A 21,248-nucleotide genomic window follows, 5' to 3' on the forward strand; every position below is an offset into this window, starting at 1 on the left:
TTGAACTCGGTGTCCTCGTTGCGGCGGGAGATCTCCAACAGCTGGTTGCGGGTCAGCACCAGCTCGGAGACCATGGTCATCAGGTGCTCCAGCGTGTCCACGTTGACGCGGATCGACTGGTTGGCGATGCGGTCGCCTTCGCCGGCACTTTCGTCGGCCATCGACTTCTTCGGCGCGGGCTTTTGCTTGGCAGCTTCCTTCGCGGCAGGCGCCGGGGCTTCAACCACCGGCGCGGGCTCGGCCTTGGCTTCAGCCTTGGCAACGGGCGCAGCAGGCACCGGCGCTTCGATCGCGGTCTCGCGGAAGGCGCGCTCGAGCTCATCGAGCGAGACTTCGCCGGGACGCAACGGGCGCTCCAGGGTCTGTGCGATCAGCGTGCCCGTGGTCATCTCCTTGGCGGGCGCAGCGGCAGGAGCTTCCGGCGCCAGCGGCGGCGCGTCGGCGACGGGAGCGGCGCCAGCCGGCATCGGCTGCGCCGAGCCTGACATCGCCGCCATGCCCTGCTCGACCATCGCCTCCAGCTTGTCGATGAGATCGCGGTCGTTGCCCTCCGGCTCGGCTTCGGTCGCCTCCAGGCCAGCCAAAATCTCCTTGATGCGGTCGATCGAGGACAGGATCACCGTCACCGCCTGCCCGGTCACCGGCATGCCGTCGCGGAATTTGCCCATCAGCGTCTCGCCGGCATGCGCCAGCGCTTCCAGCCGCGGCAGGCCGAGGAAGCCGCAGGTGCCCTTGATGGTGTGGACCAGGCGGAAGATGTTATCCAGGATCTTGGCGTTGTTCGGCTCCTGCTCGAACTTCACCAGCTGATTGTCGACGGTGTCCAGGCTCTCGCTGGTCTCCGTCAAAAACTCCCGCAACAGATCATCCATGAAAACAGGCCTTCATACAGGAAGGGCGCGCACGAGGCGTGATGCGCCATTTCGGAATGGGGCCAGCTTCACCGCAAAGCGTTTAATATTGGTTGAGTAAGTGCAAAAGAACGGAACCAACAAAGAGATAAGGCGCTCCGGACAAACCGAAGCGCCTCGTAAAGATTGGATTAAGACTTCGAGAGCGAAGGGCGCGTTTACGAAGCGGTAACGGTGATGGCTTCGCCTTCCGGTGCGAGCCTCACGGTGAGTCCGCAGGCTTGCGCCAACAGCCGCGTATAATATGGCTGGATCGCATGCGCATCCGCGGCAGGCCCGCGCTCGCCGCTCAGGAGCTCGGAGATGTTCTGCGGCAGGCGCGCATTGTGTCCGGTCGCGGTGATGCGGAAGCTCATCGTCTCGCCCTCGCCGATCGGATCGATCGTCAGCATGCCGCCGCGCGGGATCGTGTGCTGGGCAACCACCAGCATGTTGAGCAGCAGCTTGACGCGATTCTTCGGTAGCAGGAGCCGCGGCAGATTCCAGGTGATCGAGCACTTGCCATCCTCGATGTGGCCGCGCGCCATGGTCTGGGCATCGCCGAGATCGATCTGCGCGCCCGAGGAGCCGGCAGCGCCGAAGGCAAGACGACAGAACTGGAGCCGGGCCGAGGCGGTCTTGGCGCTCTTGCGGATGAGGTCGAGCGCGAACTCGCGGTCCTCGGGCTTGGGATCGTCGTCGAGCACTTCGAGCCCATTGACGATGGCGCCGACGGGGCTGATGAGATCGTGGCAGACCCGCGAGCACAAGAGCGCAGCGAGTTCGAGCATATCGGGAGCAGTAACGGTCGCGGGCGACGAGGCGTCAGACATATAATGGGGTCCTGGAGGGTTCCTGGAATTGCACGGCGCTGGACGCCGCGAATCACGCATGCTTGACGGATGCTGCGGGTTCTAACATTCGCAAGCCCGCGGCAGCTAGCTTGCGATCACTTCGAGGCGGCCATAAGCCCCCGATCGAATCAATCCGGGCGAATCAGTCGAGAAGGAACGAAATTGCCGATGAATGAGGCATCCAGGTGAAAAGGGTCATCGACGGCGCGGCCGCATCCGGCCTGATGGAGCCGCTCACCGCGCTGGTGGTCAAGGCGGGCGAAGCGATCCTTGCCGTCAACCGCGCGGCGATGCGGGTGGACGGCAAGCAGGACGGCTCGCCGGTGACCGAGGCGGATATTGCCGCCGACCGCATCATCGCGGAGGGCCTCGCGCAGCTTGCGGCCGACGTGCCGACGCTGTCGGAAGAGCGGAGCCAGCTCGCCTCGCCGCCGTTTCGCGAGAGCTTCTTCCTGATCGATCCGCTCGACGGCACCAAGGAATTCGTCGCCGGCCGCGACGAGTTCACCGTCAACCTCGCCCTGGTGACTGAAGGCGTGCCGCTGCTCGGCATCGTGTCTGCGCCCGCGCTTGGGCTGCTCTGGCGCGGCATTGTCGGCCGCGGCGCCGAGCGCGTGAGGTTTGACGGCGCAACCATCGGCGCTGCCGAGCCGATCCATACCCGCAAGCTTCCAGCGCCGGGCGAGCCCTGGATCGCGGCAGTGAGCCGCTCGCACGGCGATCCCAAGAGCGAGGCGTTCATCGATGGCAGGCCCAATGCGGTCAGGCGGACGGTCGGCTCGGCCGTGAAATTCGGCCGGATCGCGGAAGGCAGCGCCGACATCTATCCCCGCTTCGGACCGACCTCTGAATGGGACGTCGGGGCCGGTTCTGCGGTCGTGACCGCGGCCGGCGGCAGGGTGACCGACGGCCAGGGTGGCGAGCTCCGCTTCGGCCAGCGCAGCGGCAATGGTTTCATCATCCCGGAGTTCGTCGCCTGGGGCGACCCGCAGGCGGTCGACCGCTACTGACCGAGCTGGTCCTGGAGCGCCGGCCAGCGCTTGCCGACCTCATAGAGGAAACGCTCCGGGTCGGCAGCGAAGGCGTCGCGATTGGCTTCCCGGCTGAACAGATAGAGCCGCTGCGCCACGAGCGCGAAGAAGCGAGGATTGCCGGCGATGACGACACCGCGGGCGATATCGGCCGGATCATAGCCGCCGAACTGCGGCCCGTAGATCTCGGGATGGGACAGGAAGGCGGCCCGGTTGCCCTCGTTGCGGAAGCGCCAGACCGCGCCCCAGAGGTTCGCCTCGAACTGCGCCTTCCCTCGCACGGCCGCGCCATCGACGAAATAGGCGACGGGATCGAAGCCCTCGATGGCGACGCCACTGAACCGGTTGACGACGATCCGCTCGGTGGTGGCCGCCCTTGCCGGCAACCCTGCGCAGATGATCCAAATGCCCGCCAGCAGGCAGACGAGGCAAACGCGGCGGCCGATCAAGGCAATTCCGGGGCGCAAAGGGCTATCTTCCTGCCGTTGTGCCGTCATAGTTGCTGCGGATAACATCCGAGTCGAGGGGACATCCGGCGCAACCTAGAACCTGCCTGTTGGCGTCAGGTTAAGGAAGCGATCGGTTTCGATACCAGGGGTTCTTTTATGACTTTCGCATCACGCCTTGCTGCGCTCGCGCTCGCCGCGATGGTCGGCTGGATCGTGCCGGCCTCCGCCCAGCAGGCGCCGCCGCCCAACCTGCCGCCGCCACAGCGCTCCCCGACGCCCAACACCTATGGGCCGGACGAGCTGGTGACCGCCGGTCATCGCTTCTTCGGCAACGTCTCGCGCGGACTCGCCTCGATCATCGAGAAGGCGGTCAGCCAATGGGGTCTGCCCAACGGCTATATCCTGGGTGAGGAAGGTTCCGGCGCCTTCGTCGCCGGCCTGCGCTACGGTGAAGGCACGCTCTACACCAAGAACGCCGGCGACCTGCGCGTCTATTGGCAGGGCCCCTCGCTCGGCTTCGACTGGGGCGGCGACGGCGCCCGCACCATGACGCTGGTCTATAACCTGCCCGCCACCAACGCGATCTACCAGCGCTTCGCCGGCCTCGACGGCTCGGCCTATATCATCGGCGGCTTCGGCATGACGGCGCTCACCGCCAACAACATCGTGCTGGTGCCGATTCGCTCCGGCCTCGGCCTGCGGCTGGGCGCCAATATCGGCTATCTCAAATACACGCCGCGTGCGACCTGGAACCCGTTCTAGGTCTCCTCTCCCAGCTGGGTACGGATCAAGGTTAACGACAGAGCGGGGCTGGCTTTTTGCCGGCCCGCCATGGCATTGTCGTTGGTAAATTTTTCCTTAGCTCTGGGAGTTTTGGCCCATGGTCGAACCGATCATGTACCTGGCGATCGGTTTCCTGCTCTCGATGCTGTGCGGGCTTGCCCTCGTGCCGCTGGTGCATAACCGCGCGGTGCGCCTGACCACGCGCCGGCTCGAGGCGGCCACCCCGCTGTCGATGGCCGAGATCCAGGCCGACAAGGACCAGCTCCGCGCCGAATTCGCCATGTCGGCGCGGCGGCTGGAGATGAGCGTCGAGCAGCTCAAGAACAAGACCACGAGCCAGCTCGCCGAGCTCGGCAAGAAGAGCGATGCCATCAATCGCATGAAGATCGAGCTCGGCGAGAAGAACGCCACGATCTTCGCACTCGAGGCGCGCGAGAAAGCGGTGAAGGAGCAGCTCCGCGCCACCGAGGAGGAGTTCAACGCCAAGACCGAGGCGCTGCACGCCGCCGAGCTGGCGCTGAGCGACAAGCAGGCCGAGCTCGCCAAGATCAACTCCGAACTGTCCGACCGTTCGATCATGGCGGAGAGCCGCCAGGTCGAGCTCGTCGTCGTCCGCGCGCAGATCGAGGAATTGAAGAACCGCGTCGGCGATGCCGAGAAGGAGTTTGCCGCGACGCAGGCGCGCCTTGCGCACGAGCGCACCGAATCCGAGACCGCCTCGCGCGAACTCGGCGAGGCGCGCGGCCGCGTCGAGAATTTGAGCCAGCGCGTCACCGAGCTGGATCGCCAGCTCATCGTGCAGGTCAAGGAGGCCGAGATGCTGTCGGGCCGCGTCGCCGACCTCGAGGGACGCCTCGCCACGCAGGGCAAGCTGCTCGCCGAGCGCGACTACGAGAACAACCAGCTCCGCCAGGCCAACGAAACTGCCGAACGCACCGTCAAGGAGCTTCGCGTCGAGATCGCCGCCTTGAGCGGCGGCAAGTCGTCGGCCGCGTTCGAAGCGCTGCGCGCGGAAAAGGCAGCGCTGGAGGAGCAACTCCGTACCGCGCGCGACGAGCGCGCAAAGCTCCAGCGCGACATCAACGCGATCCAGCAGCAGGCGGAGAGCTCCTGGGCGACCGAGCGGATGGAGAACGCGCTGCTGCGCGAGCGCATCAACGACATCGCCGCCGAGGTCGCCAAGCTCGCGATGCAGCTCGAAGGCCCGAACTCGCCGATCGAGGCGCTGCTCGCGGCCGAGGCGGGCCAGCCGCCGAAGCCGGCGCCGCGCCCGGCCAACGATGCCGCGAGCAACGGCGCGGCCGGTAGCACCCTGCCCGAGGGCGGCGGAACGCTCGCCGAGCGCATCCGCGCGCTCCAGGCCCACGCCTCCCGCGCCCGCCAGCAGGGCGCGTAATTGGGCCAAAACCCGGCTTCCTACCGAATTGCGTGGCTTGCGGCAGGTTTTCCGGCCGCAACCCGCCTGGAAACTTGACACCTTCGGCCCGCACTTCTAAATCGCGGGCTCCGATCTGCCGGCCGGCCGAAAGTCCGGCCGCCTGCATGGATGGTCCCGGGCGCATAGCTCAGCGGGAGAGCGTTCCCTTCACACGGGAGAGGTCCAAGGTTCGATCCCTTGTGCGCCCACCATTAGCCCCGAAAATTCAGTAACTTACTGCCTCGCTTCCCTCGCGGTGTGCCCGGAAGAAACTGGGGCACAATGGGGGCACACCGCTTGTCTCACCTTTAAGGGCGCGAGCAATCGCTCGCCTTATTGGCCAACAAGATTGTCGATGTGGTTGGCGGCGCACATTCGCGGCCCGTTGATCGGCTTGGCGAAGCGGCGACTAATGCATTGCTCACTAAGGCGCTGAACCCGGGCCGAGCATTCTCGCAGCGAGTTCCTGGAATTGCGTTACGACATCTGGACCGACCTCGGCGACGTTCGCGACAGCGAGGATCCTGTCCGGCCTCGAGCAGCAAAGTAAGAGGACGCCGAGGCCGCCCGGCTGGAGGCCTAGCTCGATGAGGCGGGACTTCGCCGCGAGGCATGAATCGGCCAGACCAGCTGCGACCACTCGTCTCAAGTCCTGCACAACAGCGAGCGCCACTCCTGGAGAACATTTGCCCCGTGATACTTCCCGTCCATCGATCGGAATGGCACTATTTATCGCATCGAGCAGTTCGTGAATGATGGCAAGGTCGAGCGTGAGAACGACCTCTTCGCCTGCCTCGGTCTAATCGTTAGCACCGCACCCACAGCCCGGACGGCTACTTTCATTTTCCAGGCGTGGTAGATGTTTTCAATTTTCCGACCATGTAGTTCTTCTCGTGCGCGGAAGATCTCAGCGCGTCTAGCCAGAACCTCACTCGAGTTTATGTTCCCGAAATGCGGCTCTCTTGAAAGTTTGCCCAACGCCTCGCGAAGGTTGGCAGCAGTCTCTCGGCCCAACAGAATGCCTACCGTCTCGGTGTGATTGAGATCGATGCCGATGACTAGAATTGGCGTCGACGAGACGATTTCCACCCCGACGACGAATGAGTTCACGAATCCTTCCGTCAAGATATTTTTCCTCCGAGACGCTGCTTGCATGCTCACGAACGAAGACTGCTGAGCGCTGGCCCATTTCAATACCTCATCTAAAAATCGCCAGCCTCAGCCACTGGAGCGATGGCATGCAGCAGCGAAGGCAAGCGAATCTAAGCCGAGTGAGCGATGGTGTCGTCGGCCGCAATGCTCTCCGCAAACGCCACGCGCCGCCTTCGATGGTGACGCATCCTAGCTTTTCAAGCTCGACGAGGCGAGCGGACAGCTTTACATCGCTTATCACGGCGTCAACGTCCTTTGACTCTGCTACAACATTGCGCCACTCGCTGAGCAGTTCCTAGCAGGTTTCGCGGTTTCCGAGTCGCTTGAGGGCCCACAGAATGGTGGCGTCGGTGGGATCAAGTGTCACGGCGACGGAGTTGCGAAATACCTTGATGAAGAACAATCCAGCGTTAGTGGCCGCCAACCAAAAACTTGATCGCATCCTGGGCCGCGAACGCAACACCCGCGACGGTCGTAAGCGCTTGAATGATGGAACGACCCTCACCTTTTTCGCATTCCTCACGACGTCCCGGAGCGAGGTCGAGCTTGCTTTGCCATCAGCCTTGCAGGTGATAACGGGCAGCCTCGTCCTTCACACCCAAGAACATCAGAATGTAGCTCTTGCAGTTGTCGTAGTCGGAGCGGGGCGCCTCGATCCTGGTGGGAGCCGGGATGAGCAAAAACGCGCAACGCCCGGCCGACGACTCGCCCGAGCCTCCCTTGTGGGGGGACTTGCTGAAGAAGATGGTCGCGCGGCTCTATTCGCACGATCCCGACGCTGCGCCAAAGGACCCACTTCGTATTGCCGAACAGTACCGCACCTACTTTGGTCAGGCTGGATTGGACGAATTCATTCGGTCCAACTTCCCGACAAGTCCTGGCTGCCGGGCACGCTGCATATGGATTTGTTGAAGCTGCCAACCTCGGCGTCGCACCACATCTAATCGAAGTCTCGCTGCATCAGGTGCTCGACGACGCAAGGTATTGGGTCGAGAACAACACTTACCCACCAGACGAACTTGCCGTTCGCTTCCATCACCGCCTCGTATCCGTACACCCGTTTCCAAACGGCAACGGCCGATGGTCACGATTGGCTGCTGATGTGTTGATCGTGCAGCTTGGCAGCCAACGCTTCACATGGGGCGCCGCCGACTTGCAGACAGCCGGCACCGCCCGCACAGCCTACATCGCGGCGCTCCAGGCGGCCGACAATCATGATCTTGGGCCGCTCATCGCTTTCGCACGATCATGAGCTGGTCAAATCATCACTCCGGCAAAGCCTCGACAAAGTCCCGCATCGCAACGAAGAGCTCATAGCCGGATTACTGCACCAGTTTGGCACCAGAAACGACCCGGCCGAGGCGCAACGAACGCGATCAGATTCAAACAAAAAGTCCGCATATTCAACGAAGCCAGACGCTATCCCGTCGCTCATAACGGCCTGGTTCGAGGCCTGCCGCACATATCGGGAAATCGCCCGCGCTTGATTTTGACTAGCCTCCTTCATCCTGCAGCTTTGAAGGCGCCATTACTCGTACACTGGGCCTCCCCCGAGACCAGGAGAGCAGATCAAATGCCGGTGACCTGCCACCGAACTTTCATCCGGCCGCGGTTAGAGCCTCGGGGTTTTGTACGCCAAGTGGCGCGGTTGGAGCAACGGACGATCGGCGGAGCTGGTCGGGGTTGCGTAGCCGATCGTCCGTTGCGGTGAGGTGGGCGGCATAAGCCGCGGGGGTCATGTATTTCAGCGACGAGTGAGGCCGCTGAAGATTGTAGTTGCGGAAGCGCCGACCGTTGGCGAATTGGTCGTGGACGAAATCCAGCGACCAGCGCGCGTTGGGCATCGCCTCGACTAGGATCGGGGCACGGGTCCCCACGGCCTTGCGGCGAGCCCGCCGCTTGCGGACGGTGAGCCCTTCTTCCCGATAAAGCCGGTAGATCCGGTTGATCCCCGATGGCTCACCCTCCCGCCGCAGCAGCACGAACAGCCGGCGGTAGCCGAAACGCCGCCGCTCGTTGGCAAGGTCACGCAGCCGGCCACGGAGAGTCGCATCCGGAGGACGGCTGGAGCGATAGCGGATCATCTTCCGATCCGCTCCGACAATCGAACAGGCCCGCCGCTCCGACAGGCTCATGACGGCCTGCAGATGCGCGACCGCAGCGCGCTTGGCGGCGGGCCCTACCATTTTTTTGAAAGAAGCTCGCGAAGGGCGGCGGCGTCGAGCATCTGCTCGGCTAGAAGCTTCTTCAGCTTCGCGTTCTCGTCCTCCAGCGCCCTCAGCCGCTTCGCCTCTGAAACGTCCATGCCGCCGAATTTGGCCTTCCAATTGTAGATCGTTGCTTCCGAGACCCCGTGCTTGCGAGCCAGGTCGGCCGTCTTGCCCCAACCTCATGCTCCTTCAACACTGCGATAATCTGCTCTTCCGTGAACCTTGCTCGCTTCATCTGTCCGTCCTTCTTCGGGCCGGACTCTAACTCCATCTGGAGGAAATACGCAGTGGCAGGTCACCGTGAACCGATGTCAGCAGCACGGCGCCGGTTCTGACGGTTGTTCGGCATGGACGAGGACGACTTGCGCGAGGTCATATTCGGAAGCGACGGGAAACAGGTCGGGAGCGGTGCGCGCCAGTTAGCGGCGGGCAAGGACGGTCCCGACTTCCTGCCGAAGACCGCGACTCTGAATGGAAACAGGCATTAAGCGCGGACAACTGAGGCCGGTGGGCTGCTCCATCCCTCGGGTTCGATTCTGATCCTGCGCGCTTGCAAGTGGTTATGCACGGCGTCGATGAAGTGCACGTTCACATCTTCGTCGAGATCACGTCTGACGCATATTTGGATTCCCGCCCCGGCCGACTCCTCTGCGGCTCGGCGCAGCATCCTTTCAGCGTCGACCGCGAGGATCAAAGCTGCTGCGGCTGCGAGGTCAGGAAGCGTTGAATAGTCAACCCGCTTGCGGCTCCGATAAAATTCCAAATGTTCGAACCAAGCGTGCAGGATCCATTTATCGGAGCCCTGTTCAACTTTGCGCCGGAGTGCGACGCTGGTGCCCTTGAAGGGCGTGGCATTGACCAGCGCGATCGCTTCCCGACCATCGAATCCTCCGGCTTTCAGACGTTTGGGCACCCACGGATAGCTAGCAAGATCGCGATTGTCCCCGACAATGCGTAATCCCTCGGGGTACTGAGGGAACAACTTGTGTGCATCGTCTGTCCAACCGCGAAAGATGTCGTACGGAGAAACACCGCCCCATTTGGAGAACCCCGCCACCCACCGACCATCCATCGGGCGCAGACCGTTTGGAGTAAAATCCGGCATTTCAGCAGGCGGGGCCAAGTCATTTTGTCGCCCATTGGACTGGGGATGACGAGATAATATCGGATCGTTGACCCGTCCGCCTCTCGCTCGGTCATAGATGAGGCGGCAGGGAGCCCCTAGGTCGACAAGATCGCTGACATCGGATTGGACGCCGGCGAGGAGTGGATGCCGCCGTGGTCCATAAAGAGCGCGTTCCGTTATCCATGTTTCTGCCGACCAGACCAAGCCGCGGCTGGTCGGAACGTCGTCGCGGCGCGACAGAAGCTCCTTGAGATGCCGCTTCATCAAAGCATAATCCGCGAGATATTCTGGGCGCCGACTCGTTTCTAGCGCGAGATCGATGTCTCCTACTGTCTCCTCACCTCGCATCAAGCTGCCAAAAACCCAGACCCGTTCAACGTATCGTACCGCATCTGGGTCTTGGTTGAGCATTTCGACATGGCGCAGGAAATCGTCCAGTACCATCTGCGCCTGAGCCAAAGCAGTCCGGCGCACGACCCTTCCGCGCGCAACAGTCTCACCTTTTTCCGAGACCGTAAATCCATCTTTGAGTTCGATCAGCCCGCGATCGAGGCACTCTTCAAACACGATAGCGCCGTCACGGCGGAGCGGAAAAACCGACTTGAGGTCAATCAGATTTCCGGGTGACCCCGTTCTCATGAATCCACGGAGCGCGTTCTTGAAAACGGCGGGCTTGTAACCCGCAATCAGTATATCTCGTCCAAAACTGACGCCCATCGTGCGCTCGGAGAACGGAAACTGCAGAAACTATCGACCATCATCTCCACGGAGCGGTACGACGTTGTTTGACGATAACGGCGCCGCTGGCGGCGCCAACGAAGCAGGCCGCAACTCTTCCGGAAGAATCTCTGGATTGTAACGCTCAATGAGCTGCCGGATTCGACGCACGTCCCCAGCATCGACCTTGAACCCGACATTGCGCAAATGCTTGGCTGCGTTTCGGTTAACATGCTCGCCAGATGGGGCAGGTCCAGTAGGTTTCCTTGAAGATGCGCGAAGGACCGCCGCGACGAGTACTTCGAGTGAAAAACCGTGGCTGACGGCAATGTTTGCGAGCTCCGCGCGATCGCGCTTATCCTGCGCAGCCGCCGCATCCCTTTCGCGGCGGGCACGCAGTTCGGCGGCATCCTCAAGGCTCCAAGCTGTCACTCGGCGGATCGAAGACCGATATCGGGAAGCATCAGCCTCATCGACTTCCTCTTGAGTCACAAAATCAAACGCATCAACGACATCAACCTCGAAGCTATATTCAAGCTGACTGTGAGTTCATTGGAAGGGCGGTTATCAAAGGTCGGATCTTCATCGCCGACGAACCAGTGGAAGTCGGGCGGCTCACGCCACTTTCGGTGCGTAATCAGATTGGAATAATGGTGATCCGCTCGATGCCAGTCAAAATCTGTCAGTTTCCAGCCACCTGGATGCCAGCGCACGGACAGATTGTTCATCTTGGTGATATGCGCAGACACCTCGATACGTGGCCTGGCTAAACGGTCCTTTTCCAAGCGCGATCGAACTTGAGCAAAATCGAGCGTCTGCCAGTTAAAGAGTTTTGCAAAGGCTTCTCCAGGACGATCGCTCAGCCAACCGATCAGATCGGATAGAACCGTCTTCGTATTTGGCGGCCGGTCATGTCGCTCGATATCGCGGACTTGAAGGCCAAGACGACCAAGTTCTCTCAGAATATGAGAAACATATTCGCCAACAGGCTCGATCATGGCGCCGCTGTACCAGTTGACAGGACGGAACAGCTTTAATTTGGGGGGCATCGGTGGGTGAACGATGCGTCGCGAACCCTTGCGACCCGCTTCTTTGGCCATCTCGTTCTCCGATTTCACTTCTGTGAAAATATTGATTTGGGCCTTTAAAGCCAATTCGATGATCTGCCTCCTACGAGGAGGAATGTGGCACTACTTTAAAAACGGAGCGGAGAAGAAGGAAGGCTTGGCGACGCATTCGAAGGCCATCGTCGACTTATAACTTGAACTAGAACCACGGGATTTTAAGCGATGTCAAGTTTCGCGCAGTCTGCCGGACGAAAAGCGAGGCGGCGGGTTTAAGGAGCCCCTAAGCTCGGCGTTCGCTACCATCGCGTACGAAGTCGTGGCGATCGCGGTTTGGCGCCGGAAATCGTGGGCGGGAGAGCGAGTCGAATCCCCGAGCTGAACTATCCGCTTCTAGTTCTGCAGCAAGCAGTTTCCTGTGGCGACGGGCAGAACAGATTGTCCGTTTTGCTCGCTCTAGTATCCTATTCTGCGACGAGCACGTGCACGGCCTGTACCATCGCATCTGCGCGCTGTATCGAATGGGGGTGAAGATACAGAAGTAAGGAAAAGTCGCACAGCAAACTGGCCGCGCAACATCAACCACAGAAAACGTCGCACGAGACCCGATTTGTTCTCAACCGACATCCGGCGAAGTTATTGGAAACCAAGGGTTTTTGCTTGGTGGGCGCACCAGGGCTCGAACCTGGGACCCGCTGATTAAGAGTCAGCCACAGGTGATGGACAATCAAAGACTTGCCGGTCGCACCTTTGGGCTTATCCGATGAAAAAGGGGAATTCGTCGCACGAGCGCTCCTCACCCCGCCTTGATTCTAGTTTCGTTGCGCAATCCTGGCGCAGGCTTTCCAAGCCCATGTTGACCTGCCGCTGCCATAATGCATGTGCTTATTTTGCAGTATCTGCACGGTGTCGTTTCCATGTCCGACCGATGAACTTCGGGGAATATTGGTCGCCCGGGGCCTTCGACCGTCATCTTGATCGACTTCCTACTGCAAGACGGCGGACGACCGGCCACGATCAGGGCGGTCATCACGCGTGCACAAGATAATGGTCGCAGGATCTCGCGGGCGACCGTCCACAACGGATTGCGCGACTTCGAGCAGTCCCGCTTGACGGAAAGCTGCTCGGTTCAGGTTTTCGCGAGACTCACTTTGCGCTCAACCTGCCGATGACTGGCAATCGGTAAGGTTGAGCCTGGGGCGCAGGCAGATGCCCGCCATGATGGGCTCGCGTGTCGAAGCTGAGAGTTCCAAGCCACGCGGACCTCAGCGGCTCGTCAACTGGCCTTCTTCACTCCAGACGTCTTGATGAAATCCGAGAATGCCTTGAGCGTCGCTTCGGAAACATGATGCTCGATGCCTTCGGCGTCCGCTTCCGCAGTTTCCCGAGGTATGCCTAGCGCGAGCAGCATCTCCAGCACCACGCGGTGGCGCGCGCGCGCGCGCCTGGCGAGCGCTTCACCCTTCTCGGTCAGGAAGATACCGCGATAAGGTCGGGCAATCGCCAAGCCCTCCCGCTTGAGCCGCGTGATCGTGTTGATTGCCGTCGGATGAGACACGCCGAGCCGGCGCGCGATATCAGTGGCGCGAGCTTCGCCGGACGATTCGAGCAGGTCGGCAATCAGCTCGACGTAGTCCTCGAGGATTGCAGTCGAGCGCGCCGACCGGGCCTTGCCAAAACGCCTTGCCTGCGCCTGCTCGGTGGGGAGGGCGTGAAGCGATGTCACAACGTCCACAGTCTTCCGGCGCATCTGAAAACCCAGAATCTCACCATCTGACCATGGGCTCTCCATGGCGACATTGCAAGCACACGCGGCACCCCTCCTGTCACCCACTTGCAACAGCTTCGCAATAGCAACAGTCATCCCTTGACTCTGTAGCTTTGACCTCGCAATTGTAGCCTAAGCTACATTTTGATGTATAAACTAAGTGCATCCGTCTCCCCGGTTGCGCATCGGGGGTTGAAGATGGACATGCGCGTAACCCGTTCGGCTTTTCTGGGCACGACATCGATCGTGATGATTGGCCTCGGTGGCTTTGCATATGCCCAGCCAGCCGCTCCCGGGGGGCCTGCGGCTTCGCCAACCGAGCAGGCCGCGCCGAGCCAGCCGCCTCCTGCCACAACGGCCACTCCGGCGACCTCGGCCCCATCCGACGCTGCCGCGCCTCCCGCCTCGCAGCCATCGAACACAACAGCGTCACCTGCATCATCCGTTGCGCCGGCCGAGGTCGACATTCCCGTCGTCACGGTCGAAGGCCGCCAGTCAAAGCCGGCCCGCCGCGCCAACCGCGGAGCCCCAAGCCGGCCGGCGCCCGGCAACGCAACAACCGCGCCCACGCCCGCTTCGACGACGGCCTCCAGCCAGGCCCCCTTTGCGCCTTCGGTCCAGACCGGCAGCCAGATCCAGTCGAGCACCAGCGCAAGCTTCGGAAACCTGTTCTTCACCGCCCCAGGGGCGACGTCGGCGGGTCTGTCGACCCAATCTGCACGCCCCGTTCTGCGCGGACTGTCGGACGCCAAGGTGCGCATCCAGGAAAACGGCATCGGCAGCGTCGACGTGTCGGACATCGCGCAGGATCACGGCGTCCCCATCGATCCGCTGGCGCTCCAGAAGACCGAGGTGTTCCGCGGACCGGGCGCGCTGCGGTTCGGATCGCAGGCGGTCGGCGGCATCGTCGATGTGACTAACAACCGGATTCCCACGGCCGTTCCGATCGGCGGCGTGGCCACGGAGCTGCGGTCTGCCGTCACCTCGGTCGACAGCGGCTGGGAGAACGGGCTGTTGCTCGACGCCGGAAGCGGCAACGCCGCGCTGCATGCCGACGTCTACGGTCGCGGCGCCCAGGACTATCGCATCCCCAGCTATCCCTACCTCGTGCCCCCCACTCCCGCGCCGGCGTTCAATGGGCGACAGCCGAATTCGGCCACGCAGAGCGCGGGCGCCTCGATCGGCGGCTCCTATCTGTTCGATGGGGGCTATGCCGGCCTGTCGATCTCGCGCTTCACCAGCGACTACCACGTCCCGGGCATCGCCTCGTCGGAAAGCCAGCAGCACAACCAGCTCGAGCAGACCAAGATTGCCAGCAAGGGCGAATACCGGCCCGATGCCGCAGCCATCGCTGCGGTCCGCTACTGGCTCGGATATTCCGACTATCGGCACGACGAAGTCGACGTCAACAGCACGAACCTCGGCGGTTTCCAGACCATCGGCGCGACGTTCAAGAACCGCCAGACCGAGGGCAAGCTCGAGTTCGAAACTGTGCCGGTCTCGACGCCGCTCGGAATGCTGAGGAGCATCGTCGGCACGCAGGGCGCGTATCAGCAGTTAGACACCCTCGGCCAGGCTATCCTGCTTCCCGCGCAGACGACGACTGCCGCCGCCTATTTCTTCGAGGAGCTCAGGCACACCGACACGCTGCGAACGCAGCTTGCCGGGCGCATCGAATCCGTCAACGTCTCGGGCACGTCGTTCGATTTTCCGTCGACCTACCTGCCACCGCCGGACGCGGCGTCGAGTTCGCCGTCCAAATCGAGCTTCCTGCCGACCAGCGTCAGTTTCGGCGTGATCAAGGATCTCCCGGCAAACCTCGAGGCGAGCCTCACGCTCCAACGCGTCCAGCGCGCTCCGCGTGCGCTCGAACTGTTCGCTTCCGGTCCGGACGATTCCGAAAAGACCTTCAAGATCGGCAATCCGGACCTGACGCTGGAGACGGCCAACACCGCGGAGATCGGCCTGAAACGGGCGCGCGGCGACTTCAGATTCAATGCGAACGTCTATTATACGTTCTACGACAAGTTCATCTACGGCCGCGCCACCGGAAATTTGTGCGGTGCGACCTTCGCGACTTGCGCCGCTGGCGGCGATGGGGACTATATCCAGGTCGCCTACTCGCAGCGCGACGCGATTTTCCGCGGCGGTGAATTGTCGTGGCAGTGGGACGTGTTGCCGCTTTCGGATGGCATATTCGGCGTGGAAGGCCAGTTCGATACCGTGCGCGCCACCTTCGCAGACGGCACCAACGTGCCGCGCATCCCGCCGATGCGGGCCGGAGGCGGCGTCTACTGGCGCAACGACAACTGGTACACGCGACTGAACTATCTGCACGCGTTCACGCAGAACGATTTCGCCGAATTCGACATGCCGACCAACGGCTACGACCTGCTCAAGCTTCAGATCGAGCACCGGCAGAGATGGCAGACGTCGCCCTGGGGACCGGTGGAGGTCGTGACCGGCCTGATCGGCGACAATCTCCTGAACGCCGATATCCGCAACTCCGTGCAATTCCACAAGGACGAGATTCTTCAGCCCGGGCGGACGTTCAAACTGTTCCTCAACGTCAAATACGGCGCCGAAACGCCTGCAAATGCACCGATCGGCGCCGTGCGGACACAGCAAGCGGACCCGATCTACCGCAAGGCGACCACAGCGCCGGCCTGGGACTGGAGCGGGTTCTACGCCGGTGGCAATCTCGGCTATGTCTGGGGAACCGCCACCACATATGCCGGCTTCATCGACAATGCATCGCAGACGCCGCTGTTCGGCAGCACGCGGACGGCTCGGCTCGACAATGCCGGCATCGGCGTTCAGGCCGGATACGACTGGACGGCGGAGCCCGTGATCGCCGGGATCGAGGGCGATTTCACTTACGCGAACCAGCACGGCCGCTCGGCGAGCAACTGTCCCGGTGCGGTCTGCAACGCAGCGCTGCTGCCGCTCAATGCGCCGATGTCGGCTGACCTCGGCTATCGGCTCGACTGGCTGGCATCCATTCGCGGACGCATCGGCATCGCGGTCACGCCAAACGCCGTCGCTTACGTCACCGCTGGCGTTCCGTTTGGCGTCGTCACGGCATCGGGTTCAGTGGCAGGCTTCACGGCCGCGGGCGCTCCAGTCACGACGCCCTACAATGTGAACACGTTCCGCTTTGGCTGGGCCGCCGGTGCCGGCATCGAGACCCTGCTAGCCGGCAACTGGTCCGGACGGATCGAATACCTGCACGCGGACCTGGGATCGTTCCGCGCGGCGCCGAACCTGCCGGCCGGCATGGCGACCTCGTTCGATTCCGATGCGCGGGTGAAAACCGACACGCTGCGCGTCGGGGTCAATTACAGGTTCGGCGCGGCCGATCGCGCTGCCGTGGCGAACTGACGCGACCGGCCGCGTCAGGGCAGATCTATTTGACGGTGAAACGGATCGGCAGCCTCACGGCCACCGATTGGCCCTCGAATGAATCGGGCGGAGCTGGAAACGGCTGCGCCCGCTGCAGCAATGCGATGGCTTCACCGTCGAGGGCGCTGGAGCCGGAGCTTTGCGTAACCTCAGCATTGCTCACCTGTCCCTTGCGATCCAGCATGAACCGGACCTGCGTGATCCCCTGCTCGCGCCGCGACCGCGCGGCTTCGGGATAGCGCTTGTTGCGCTCGACCAGCGCGAGGATCTGCGAGCGCCAGGTCGCGATTGCCTGCTCGTTCTTCATTTCCGGCCTGCCCTGGGTCGGCGCGGCAGCCACCGGAGCCACGCGCTCCGAAACCACGGCCGGCACCGAAGTGCTCGCCGCGGCCTGCTGGTCGGGGACGGCTTCGGGCTGCGCCTTGGTCGCAATATCGACGACGGCCTCGGGATTGACTGCCTGCGGCAGTTCCGGCGACTCATCGGGTGGCGACACATCCGGCTTCGGCTCCGGCCGGGACTCTGCCATCGTCTGTTCCGGACCGGGCGGGAGATCGGACGGTGTAACCGGCGGCGCTGCCGCATCAGGCGCAAGGTCGACCACGACCGCGCCGGATGGTTCGGCCGGCTGGACGTCATCCGGCTCGCGCCAACCCAGGAGCGATGCCGTCAGCGCGCCGTACAGCATCACCACGGCAAGACCGCTGAACGTCCAGCGTCTCAGATCGGAGACGTCTTCCGCCGCAAGACTGATCATGGTGCAGTCGACTGCTCCAGGCCGACCAGGGCGACCTTGAGGTAGCCGGCCGTCCGCAATCCGTTCATCACCTGCATCACCTCACCATAGGGCACCGCCTTGTCGGCGCGCAGGAAGATGCGGCCGTCCTTCTGTCCATGGGTCGCCGCATCGAGCGCCGCGGCCAGCGCTGCGCGGCTCACCGCCTCGTCCCCGACCGACAGCGAGAGATCCGGCTTCACGGTGAGATACACCGGCTTGTCCGGACGCGGATGCGGCTGCGCGTTCGAAGCCGGCAGATCGACCGCGACATCGACGGTCGCCAGTGGCGCTGCCACCATGAAGATGATGAGAAGCACGAGGATGACGTCGATGAACGGCGTCACGTTGATGTCGTTGACCTCGGCAAGTTCGGTGCCGGACTGGCTGAGATTGACCGCCACCGGATCACTCCGCGGCCGTGAGGTGCGCTCGTCGCACGACGATCGCACCACTGTCGAGATCACGGCCTGCGAGCCGCGTGATCTCAGCGACCCCGTCGCCGAGCAGAGCCCGGTAGGCGCTGATCTGGCGGACGAAAAGGTTGTAGATCACCACCGCCGGAATTGCCGCGACGAGACCGAACGCGGTCGCCAGTAACGCCTCGGCAATGCCGGGAGCGACCACCGCGAGATTGGTGGTCTGCGATTTCGAAATGCCGATGAAGCTATTCATGATGCCCCAGACTGTACCGAACAGGCCAACGAAGGGCCCGGTCGCACCGATGGTCGCCAGTACGCCAGTGCCGAAAGCGATGCGCCGTCCGGCAGCGGCCTCGATCTGCTGGAGGCGCGACAGGATGCGGGCCTTGATCCCGTCCCTGTCCATGCGATCGTTGCTGAGCTTCAGCTCTGCAGCCGCGCCGTCGAGCAGCCTCGCCACCGGCCCGGCAGGCACCGTCCGCACCGCGTCTTCGACGCTTCCGGCCCCCGCGAGCTCGCGCAGCGAGCGCCGCACGATACGGCGCGCATTGAACAGCTCGATGGTCTTGGACAGCCACACCGTGCAGGTCACGACAGTGGCCAAGGCAAGCCCGGTCATCACGGCCTTCACGACGATATCGGCCTGCAGGAACATGCCCCAGGGACTGAGGTCGCGTGGCAGGACCGCAATTCCGATGGCCGTGCCTTCGGATGCTCCCTCTGCGAAGGCAGGCCCCGCGAATCCGGCCACGCACAGCAAAACGACCGATACTCCTACAGCAACGAAGCAAGACACCCTGACAGGGCAACGAGCGGCCCGCCGCGAGCCTGAACACAACTGCATGGAATAAGCCTTCCTCGACTTGCAATTTAGTCTAGACCACATCATGTAGCATGTACTACATCTGGGTGCAAACGCTAACGGAACCCGTGACTGGTGACGTTTGCGCGCCGGAGGTCGTCAACCAGCGCGAGGCGAATTGAAGAGGAAGGTTGGAAAGCAGACCGAGTTGCTCCGTCAGGATACCGATCGCACCTTCCAAGCGAGCAGCGCATCTCGCTCTATGATCGTCAACAGGTGCGGCGACGAGACGAACAAACTGTCCGTTTTGCTCGACCTGGTATCCTGTTCTACGACGGGCACGTCGTCGCCCTATGCCCGGATCCGCGCGCTGTATCGAATGAGATGAAGGTACGAAAATCACACTCTGGCCGTGCGACGTCCGACCACCAAAAGCGTCGCACGGGACGTGCTTTGTTCTACAGCCTAAATTGAGAAAGCCCCTGCATCAGCAGGGCCTTGAAATGGTGGGCGCACCAGGGGTCGAACCTGGGACCCGCTGATTAAGAGGCGTGTGATTTCGCAGGAAAATCAAAGGTCATTCCAACAAACGTGCCGTTCAACCTACATTGAACCCGCAATAGGTTTTCTCTTTGTCGGAATGGCATGCAAGTGGGGGCGATTCATGCGCGATCCAATGTGGGCTGCGCATGTTCAAATCCTGGAGGCGCAACACCCGATTATTGCGATTGATCGAGCGGGCCATTCCGCGAATAGCGGCTTACGTGAATGGGCCATAGTGCGCGCGAGCCTGAGCTTTGCCTTCTTCGGTCTCCTGGACCAAGATGGCGCCATCCGGACCGAACCAAGCCGGGATGCGATGACCTCACGAGAGCTGGCCCGAGATGGTCCAAGCACTGCGTTTTAGAGCGTTTGTTGTCCATGTTTTCGATGGTGGCGAATACATGAATAGCTGCTTTGTGAGGAAGCGGTATCTCAAGCTGGTCCGCCAACTGGTTAACGCCGACATAAGCGCGAAGCGATATACCTTTGCGCGCGTGCCGCTGATGGCGTGGTGCGAGGACAACCACGTGGATTATCTGTTCGGGTTCGCCCGCAACACGCGGCTGCTCGCCATGATCGCGGACGAACTGACGGCGGCCCGGGCTACGGCCGAGAAGACCGATCAACCCGCACGCCGCTTCAAGGACTTTCAGTGGAGCTTCAAAATGAACGCCTTCTGGGCGCCCGAAAACTTCGAGCCTTCATCGTTCTTCGCTCCTCCCGGCCGGGGAAATCGCGAAAAACTCTAACCAAAAATGATCCAGTTCGCCGGCGGCCTCAGATCACGTCGGTGAGCTATTTAAGGCTCTTGATAACGAGCGTGCCAGGACTTTACGGTTTTCTGGAGTGTTCATCATCGTCGCGTGATTGCCTGGAATCGGTGTGGTATCAATGGCCGCTGCACTCAAAACCCTGTCCCAGCCTCGCATCGGCGAGCTCATCTCTGGAGCTATTGAGCTCTTGTCTAGTCGTGCGCGACAACTTACGGAAGAATCCGTCGCGTAAAACTGATGTACCTCAATTGGCAGCGACGGAGCCCGATATAGCTGCAGCGCCCTTTGAAACTGCTCAATTCTCTCGTACATCAAAGCATCATTGTGATCCGGAGGTATAGCTCCTATTTGATGAGCCTTCTCAAGTAGTTGAGCAACTGAACTGTGCCGTGCAAAGCGCTTTAATAGTTTAAAGTGCTCGTCCTCAAGGGGTTCAAGAGTTTCCAGCACCACTTCGCATACCATCTGGGTGGGCGTCATGCCGGCTGGCTTTGCGGGTAGCGTAACATCAATGAACGCCATAAATGAGACAGTTTCATTGAGGCTCAGTAAGTGCTCGGCTATGGCGTAAGCCAATATTCCGCCTGATGAGTATCCAGCAAATCGATATGGACCCCGGGACCGTATCTCCCTGATCGCCGGAATGACTTGCGAGGCTATCGCTTCAAGAGTCGGCGAACAAACTTCACTGAAAGAAGGCCACGGTAGTCCATAAATTGGACAGTCCGCGTCCATTCCCTCCACCAAGTTGAGGATATAGGAACAATCTCCTAAGCCTGTGGGAACAAAGAACAGCGGCGGCTGCGATCCGGTTGCGCGAACACAAATCACTCCCGGACTACTGGGCTGTGGCTCCAAATGAACCTTCAATGCAAGTTCCTTCAGAACAGGAGCTTGGAAGAGATCGGCGGCGGTAAACTTGAACCCGGCATCGAGCGCTCGACTGAGAAGCCGCACCGCTAGCAGTGAGTGCCCGCCCAGTTCGAAGAAGTCGTCGTGGCGTCCGACCCGCTCCACACCGAGCAGCTCGGCCCAGATCTGTGCCAGCGTGATCTCGATCTCGCCTTGCG

General features: G+C 61.8%; 17 protein-coding genes, 1 tRNA gene and 1 pseudogene. 7 read left to right on the forward strand and 12 right to left on the reverse strand.

Features of this window, described 5'->3' with window-relative positions; translation table 11 throughout:
- A partial coding sequence (locus AAE027_RS38330) for an Hpt domain-containing protein (RefSeq protein ID WP_479714266.1) occupies nt 1-872 on the reverse strand: 872 nt, incomplete at its 3' end.
- Between the two features lie 197 nt (nt 873-1,069).
- Complete coding sequence (gene chpT, locus AAE027_RS38335) at nt 1,070-1,723, reverse strand: histidine phosphotransferase ChpT (protein WP_164935214.1); 654 nt, start codon at nt 1,721-1,723, stop codon at nt 1,070-1,072.
- A gap of 206 nt (nt 1,724-1,929) precedes the next feature.
- Here chpT and cysQ point away from each other — a divergent pair, with 206 nt between their 5' ends.
- A complete protein-coding gene (gene cysQ / locus AAE027_RS38340; protein WP_370991038.1) occupies nt 1,930-2,754 on the forward strand; it encodes a 3'(2'),5'-bisphosphate nucleotidase CysQ in 825 nt (274 codons plus the stop codon).
- On the opposite strand, the gene AAE027_RS38345 is transcribed toward cysQ, so the two are convergent.
- On the reverse strand, nt 2,748-3,242 hold the full coding sequence (locus AAE027_RS38345) for a YHS domain-containing (seleno)protein (RefSeq protein ID WP_370991037.1): 495 nt from the start codon (nt 3,240-3,242) through the stop codon (nt 2,748-2,750). The two genes, cysQ and AAE027_RS38345, sit on opposite strands and share 7 nt — an antisense overlap.
- A gap of 138 nt (nt 3,243-3,380) precedes the next feature.
- Here AAE027_RS38345 and AAE027_RS38350 point away from each other — a divergent pair, with 138 nt between their 5' ends.
- The 3 genes from AAE027_RS38350 (at nt 3,381) to AAE027_RS38360 (ending at nt 5,636) form a co-directional block, all read left to right on the forward strand.
- The gene (locus AAE027_RS38350; protein WP_091893924.1) at nt 3,381-3,986 is read left to right on the forward strand and encodes a DUF1134 domain-containing protein; all 606 of its coding nucleotides are present in this window, start codon (nt 3,381-3,383) and stop codon (nt 3,984-3,986) included.
- A gap of 118 nt (nt 3,987-4,104) precedes the next feature.
- Nucleotides 4,105-5,403 (forward strand): coiled-coil domain-containing protein, encoded by a 1,299-nt coding sequence (locus AAE027_RS38355; RefSeq protein ID WP_370991036.1) that lies wholly within the window; start codon nt 4,105-4,107, stop codon nt 5,401-5,403.
- Nucleotides 5,404-5,561: 158 nt separating this feature from the next.
- A tRNA-Val gene (locus AAE027_RS38360) sits at nt 5,562-5,636 on the forward strand.
- A 517-nt stretch (nt 5,637-6,153) separates the two neighbouring features.
- Here the strand turns inward: AAE027_RS38360 and AAE027_RS38365 are convergent.
- Complete coding sequence (locus tag AAE027_RS38365) at nt 6,154-6,549, reverse strand: hypothetical protein (protein ID WP_143035539.1); 396 nt, start codon at nt 6,547-6,549, stop codon at nt 6,154-6,156.
- 829 nt (nt 6,550-7,378) lie between these two features.
- Here AAE027_RS38365 and AAE027_RS38370 point away from each other — a divergent pair.
- Nucleotides 7,379-7,828 carry a mobile mystery protein B gene (locus tag AAE027_RS38370; RefSeq protein WP_244551263.1) on the forward strand — a complete coding sequence of 150 codons (450 nt, stop codon included), beginning with the start codon at nt 7,379-7,381 and terminating at the stop codon, nt 7,826-7,828.
- 514 nt (nt 7,829-8,342) lie between these two features.
- On the opposite strand, the pseudogene AAE027_RS38375 reads toward AAE027_RS38370, so the two are convergent.
- The 4 genes and pseudogenes from AAE027_RS38375 to mntR form a co-directional block, all read right to left on the reverse strand.
- Nucleotides 8,343-9,021: pseudogene (locus AAE027_RS38375) on the reverse strand (transposase); the annotation flags it as partial.
- Nucleotides 9,022-9,270: 249 nt separating this feature from the next.
- On the reverse strand, nt 9,271-10,629 hold the full coding sequence (locus tag AAE027_RS38380; protein ID WP_370991035.1) for a nucleotidyltransferase family protein: 1,359 nt from the start codon (nt 10,627-10,629) through the stop codon (nt 9,271-9,273).
- Nucleotides 10,630-11,117: 488 nt separating this feature from the next.
- Nucleotides 11,118-11,729, reverse strand: coding sequence for a hypothetical protein (locus AAE027_RS38385; protein ID WP_370991034.1), 612 nt, complete (start codon nt 11,727-11,729; stop codon nt 11,118-11,120).
- Nucleotides 11,730-12,969: 1,240 nt separating this feature from the next.
- The gene (gene mntR / locus AAE027_RS38390; RefSeq protein WP_370991033.1) at nt 12,970-13,557 is read right to left on the reverse strand and encodes a manganese-binding transcriptional regulator MntR; all 588 of its coding nucleotides are present in this window, start codon (nt 13,555-13,557) and stop codon (nt 12,970-12,972) included.
- Nucleotides 13,558-13,665: 108 nt separating this feature from the next.
- On the opposite strand from mntR, the gene AAE027_RS38395 reads away from it, so the two are divergent.
- A complete protein-coding gene (locus tag AAE027_RS38395; protein WP_370991032.1) occupies nt 13,666-16,842 on the forward strand; it encodes a TonB-dependent receptor domain-containing protein in 3,177 nt (1,058 codons plus the stop codon).
- Nucleotides 16,843-16,867: 25 nt separating this feature from the next.
- On the opposite strand, the gene AAE027_RS38400 is transcribed toward AAE027_RS38395, so the two are convergent.
- From AAE027_RS38400 to exbB, 3 genes are read right to left on the reverse strand one after another with little or no spacing between them, the layout of a single operon-like run.
- Nucleotides 16,868-17,620, reverse strand: coding sequence for an energy transducer TonB (locus AAE027_RS38400; protein ID WP_370991031.1), 753 nt, complete (start codon nt 17,618-17,620; stop codon nt 16,868-16,870).
- Nucleotides 17,617-18,042: a TonB system transport protein ExbD gene (gene exbD / locus AAE027_RS38405; protein WP_370991030.1), complete on the reverse strand. Its 426-nt coding sequence runs from the start codon at nt 18,040-18,042 to the stop codon at nt 17,617-17,619. Before exbD ends, AAE027_RS38400 begins: the two co-directional genes overlap by 4 nt.
- 4 nt (nt 18,043-18,046) lie before the next feature.
- On the reverse strand, nt 18,047-18,811 hold the full coding sequence (gene exbB / locus AAE027_RS38410; protein WP_370991029.1) for a tonB-system energizer ExbB: 765 nt from the start codon (nt 18,809-18,811) through the stop codon (nt 18,047-18,049).
- Between the two features lie 935 nt (nt 18,812-19,746).
- On the opposite strand from exbB, the gene AAE027_RS38415 reads away from it, so the two are divergent.
- The gene (locus AAE027_RS38415; protein ID WP_370991028.1) at nt 19,747-20,154 is read left to right on the forward strand and encodes a transposase; all 408 of its coding nucleotides are present in this window, start codon (nt 19,747-19,749) and stop codon (nt 20,152-20,154) included.
- Between the two features lie 33 nt (nt 20,155-20,187).
- Here AAE027_RS38415 and AAE027_RS38420 read toward each other — a convergent pair.
- A partial coding sequence (locus AAE027_RS38420; protein ID WP_370991027.1) for a thioesterase domain-containing protein occupies nt 20,188-21,248 on the reverse strand: 1,061 nt, incomplete at its 5' end.

This window comes from Bradyrhizobium sp. DN3, from assembly GCF_041357655.1.
Classification (GTDB): domain Bacteria; phylum Pseudomonadota; class Alphaproteobacteria; order Rhizobiales; family Xanthobacteraceae; genus Bradyrhizobium.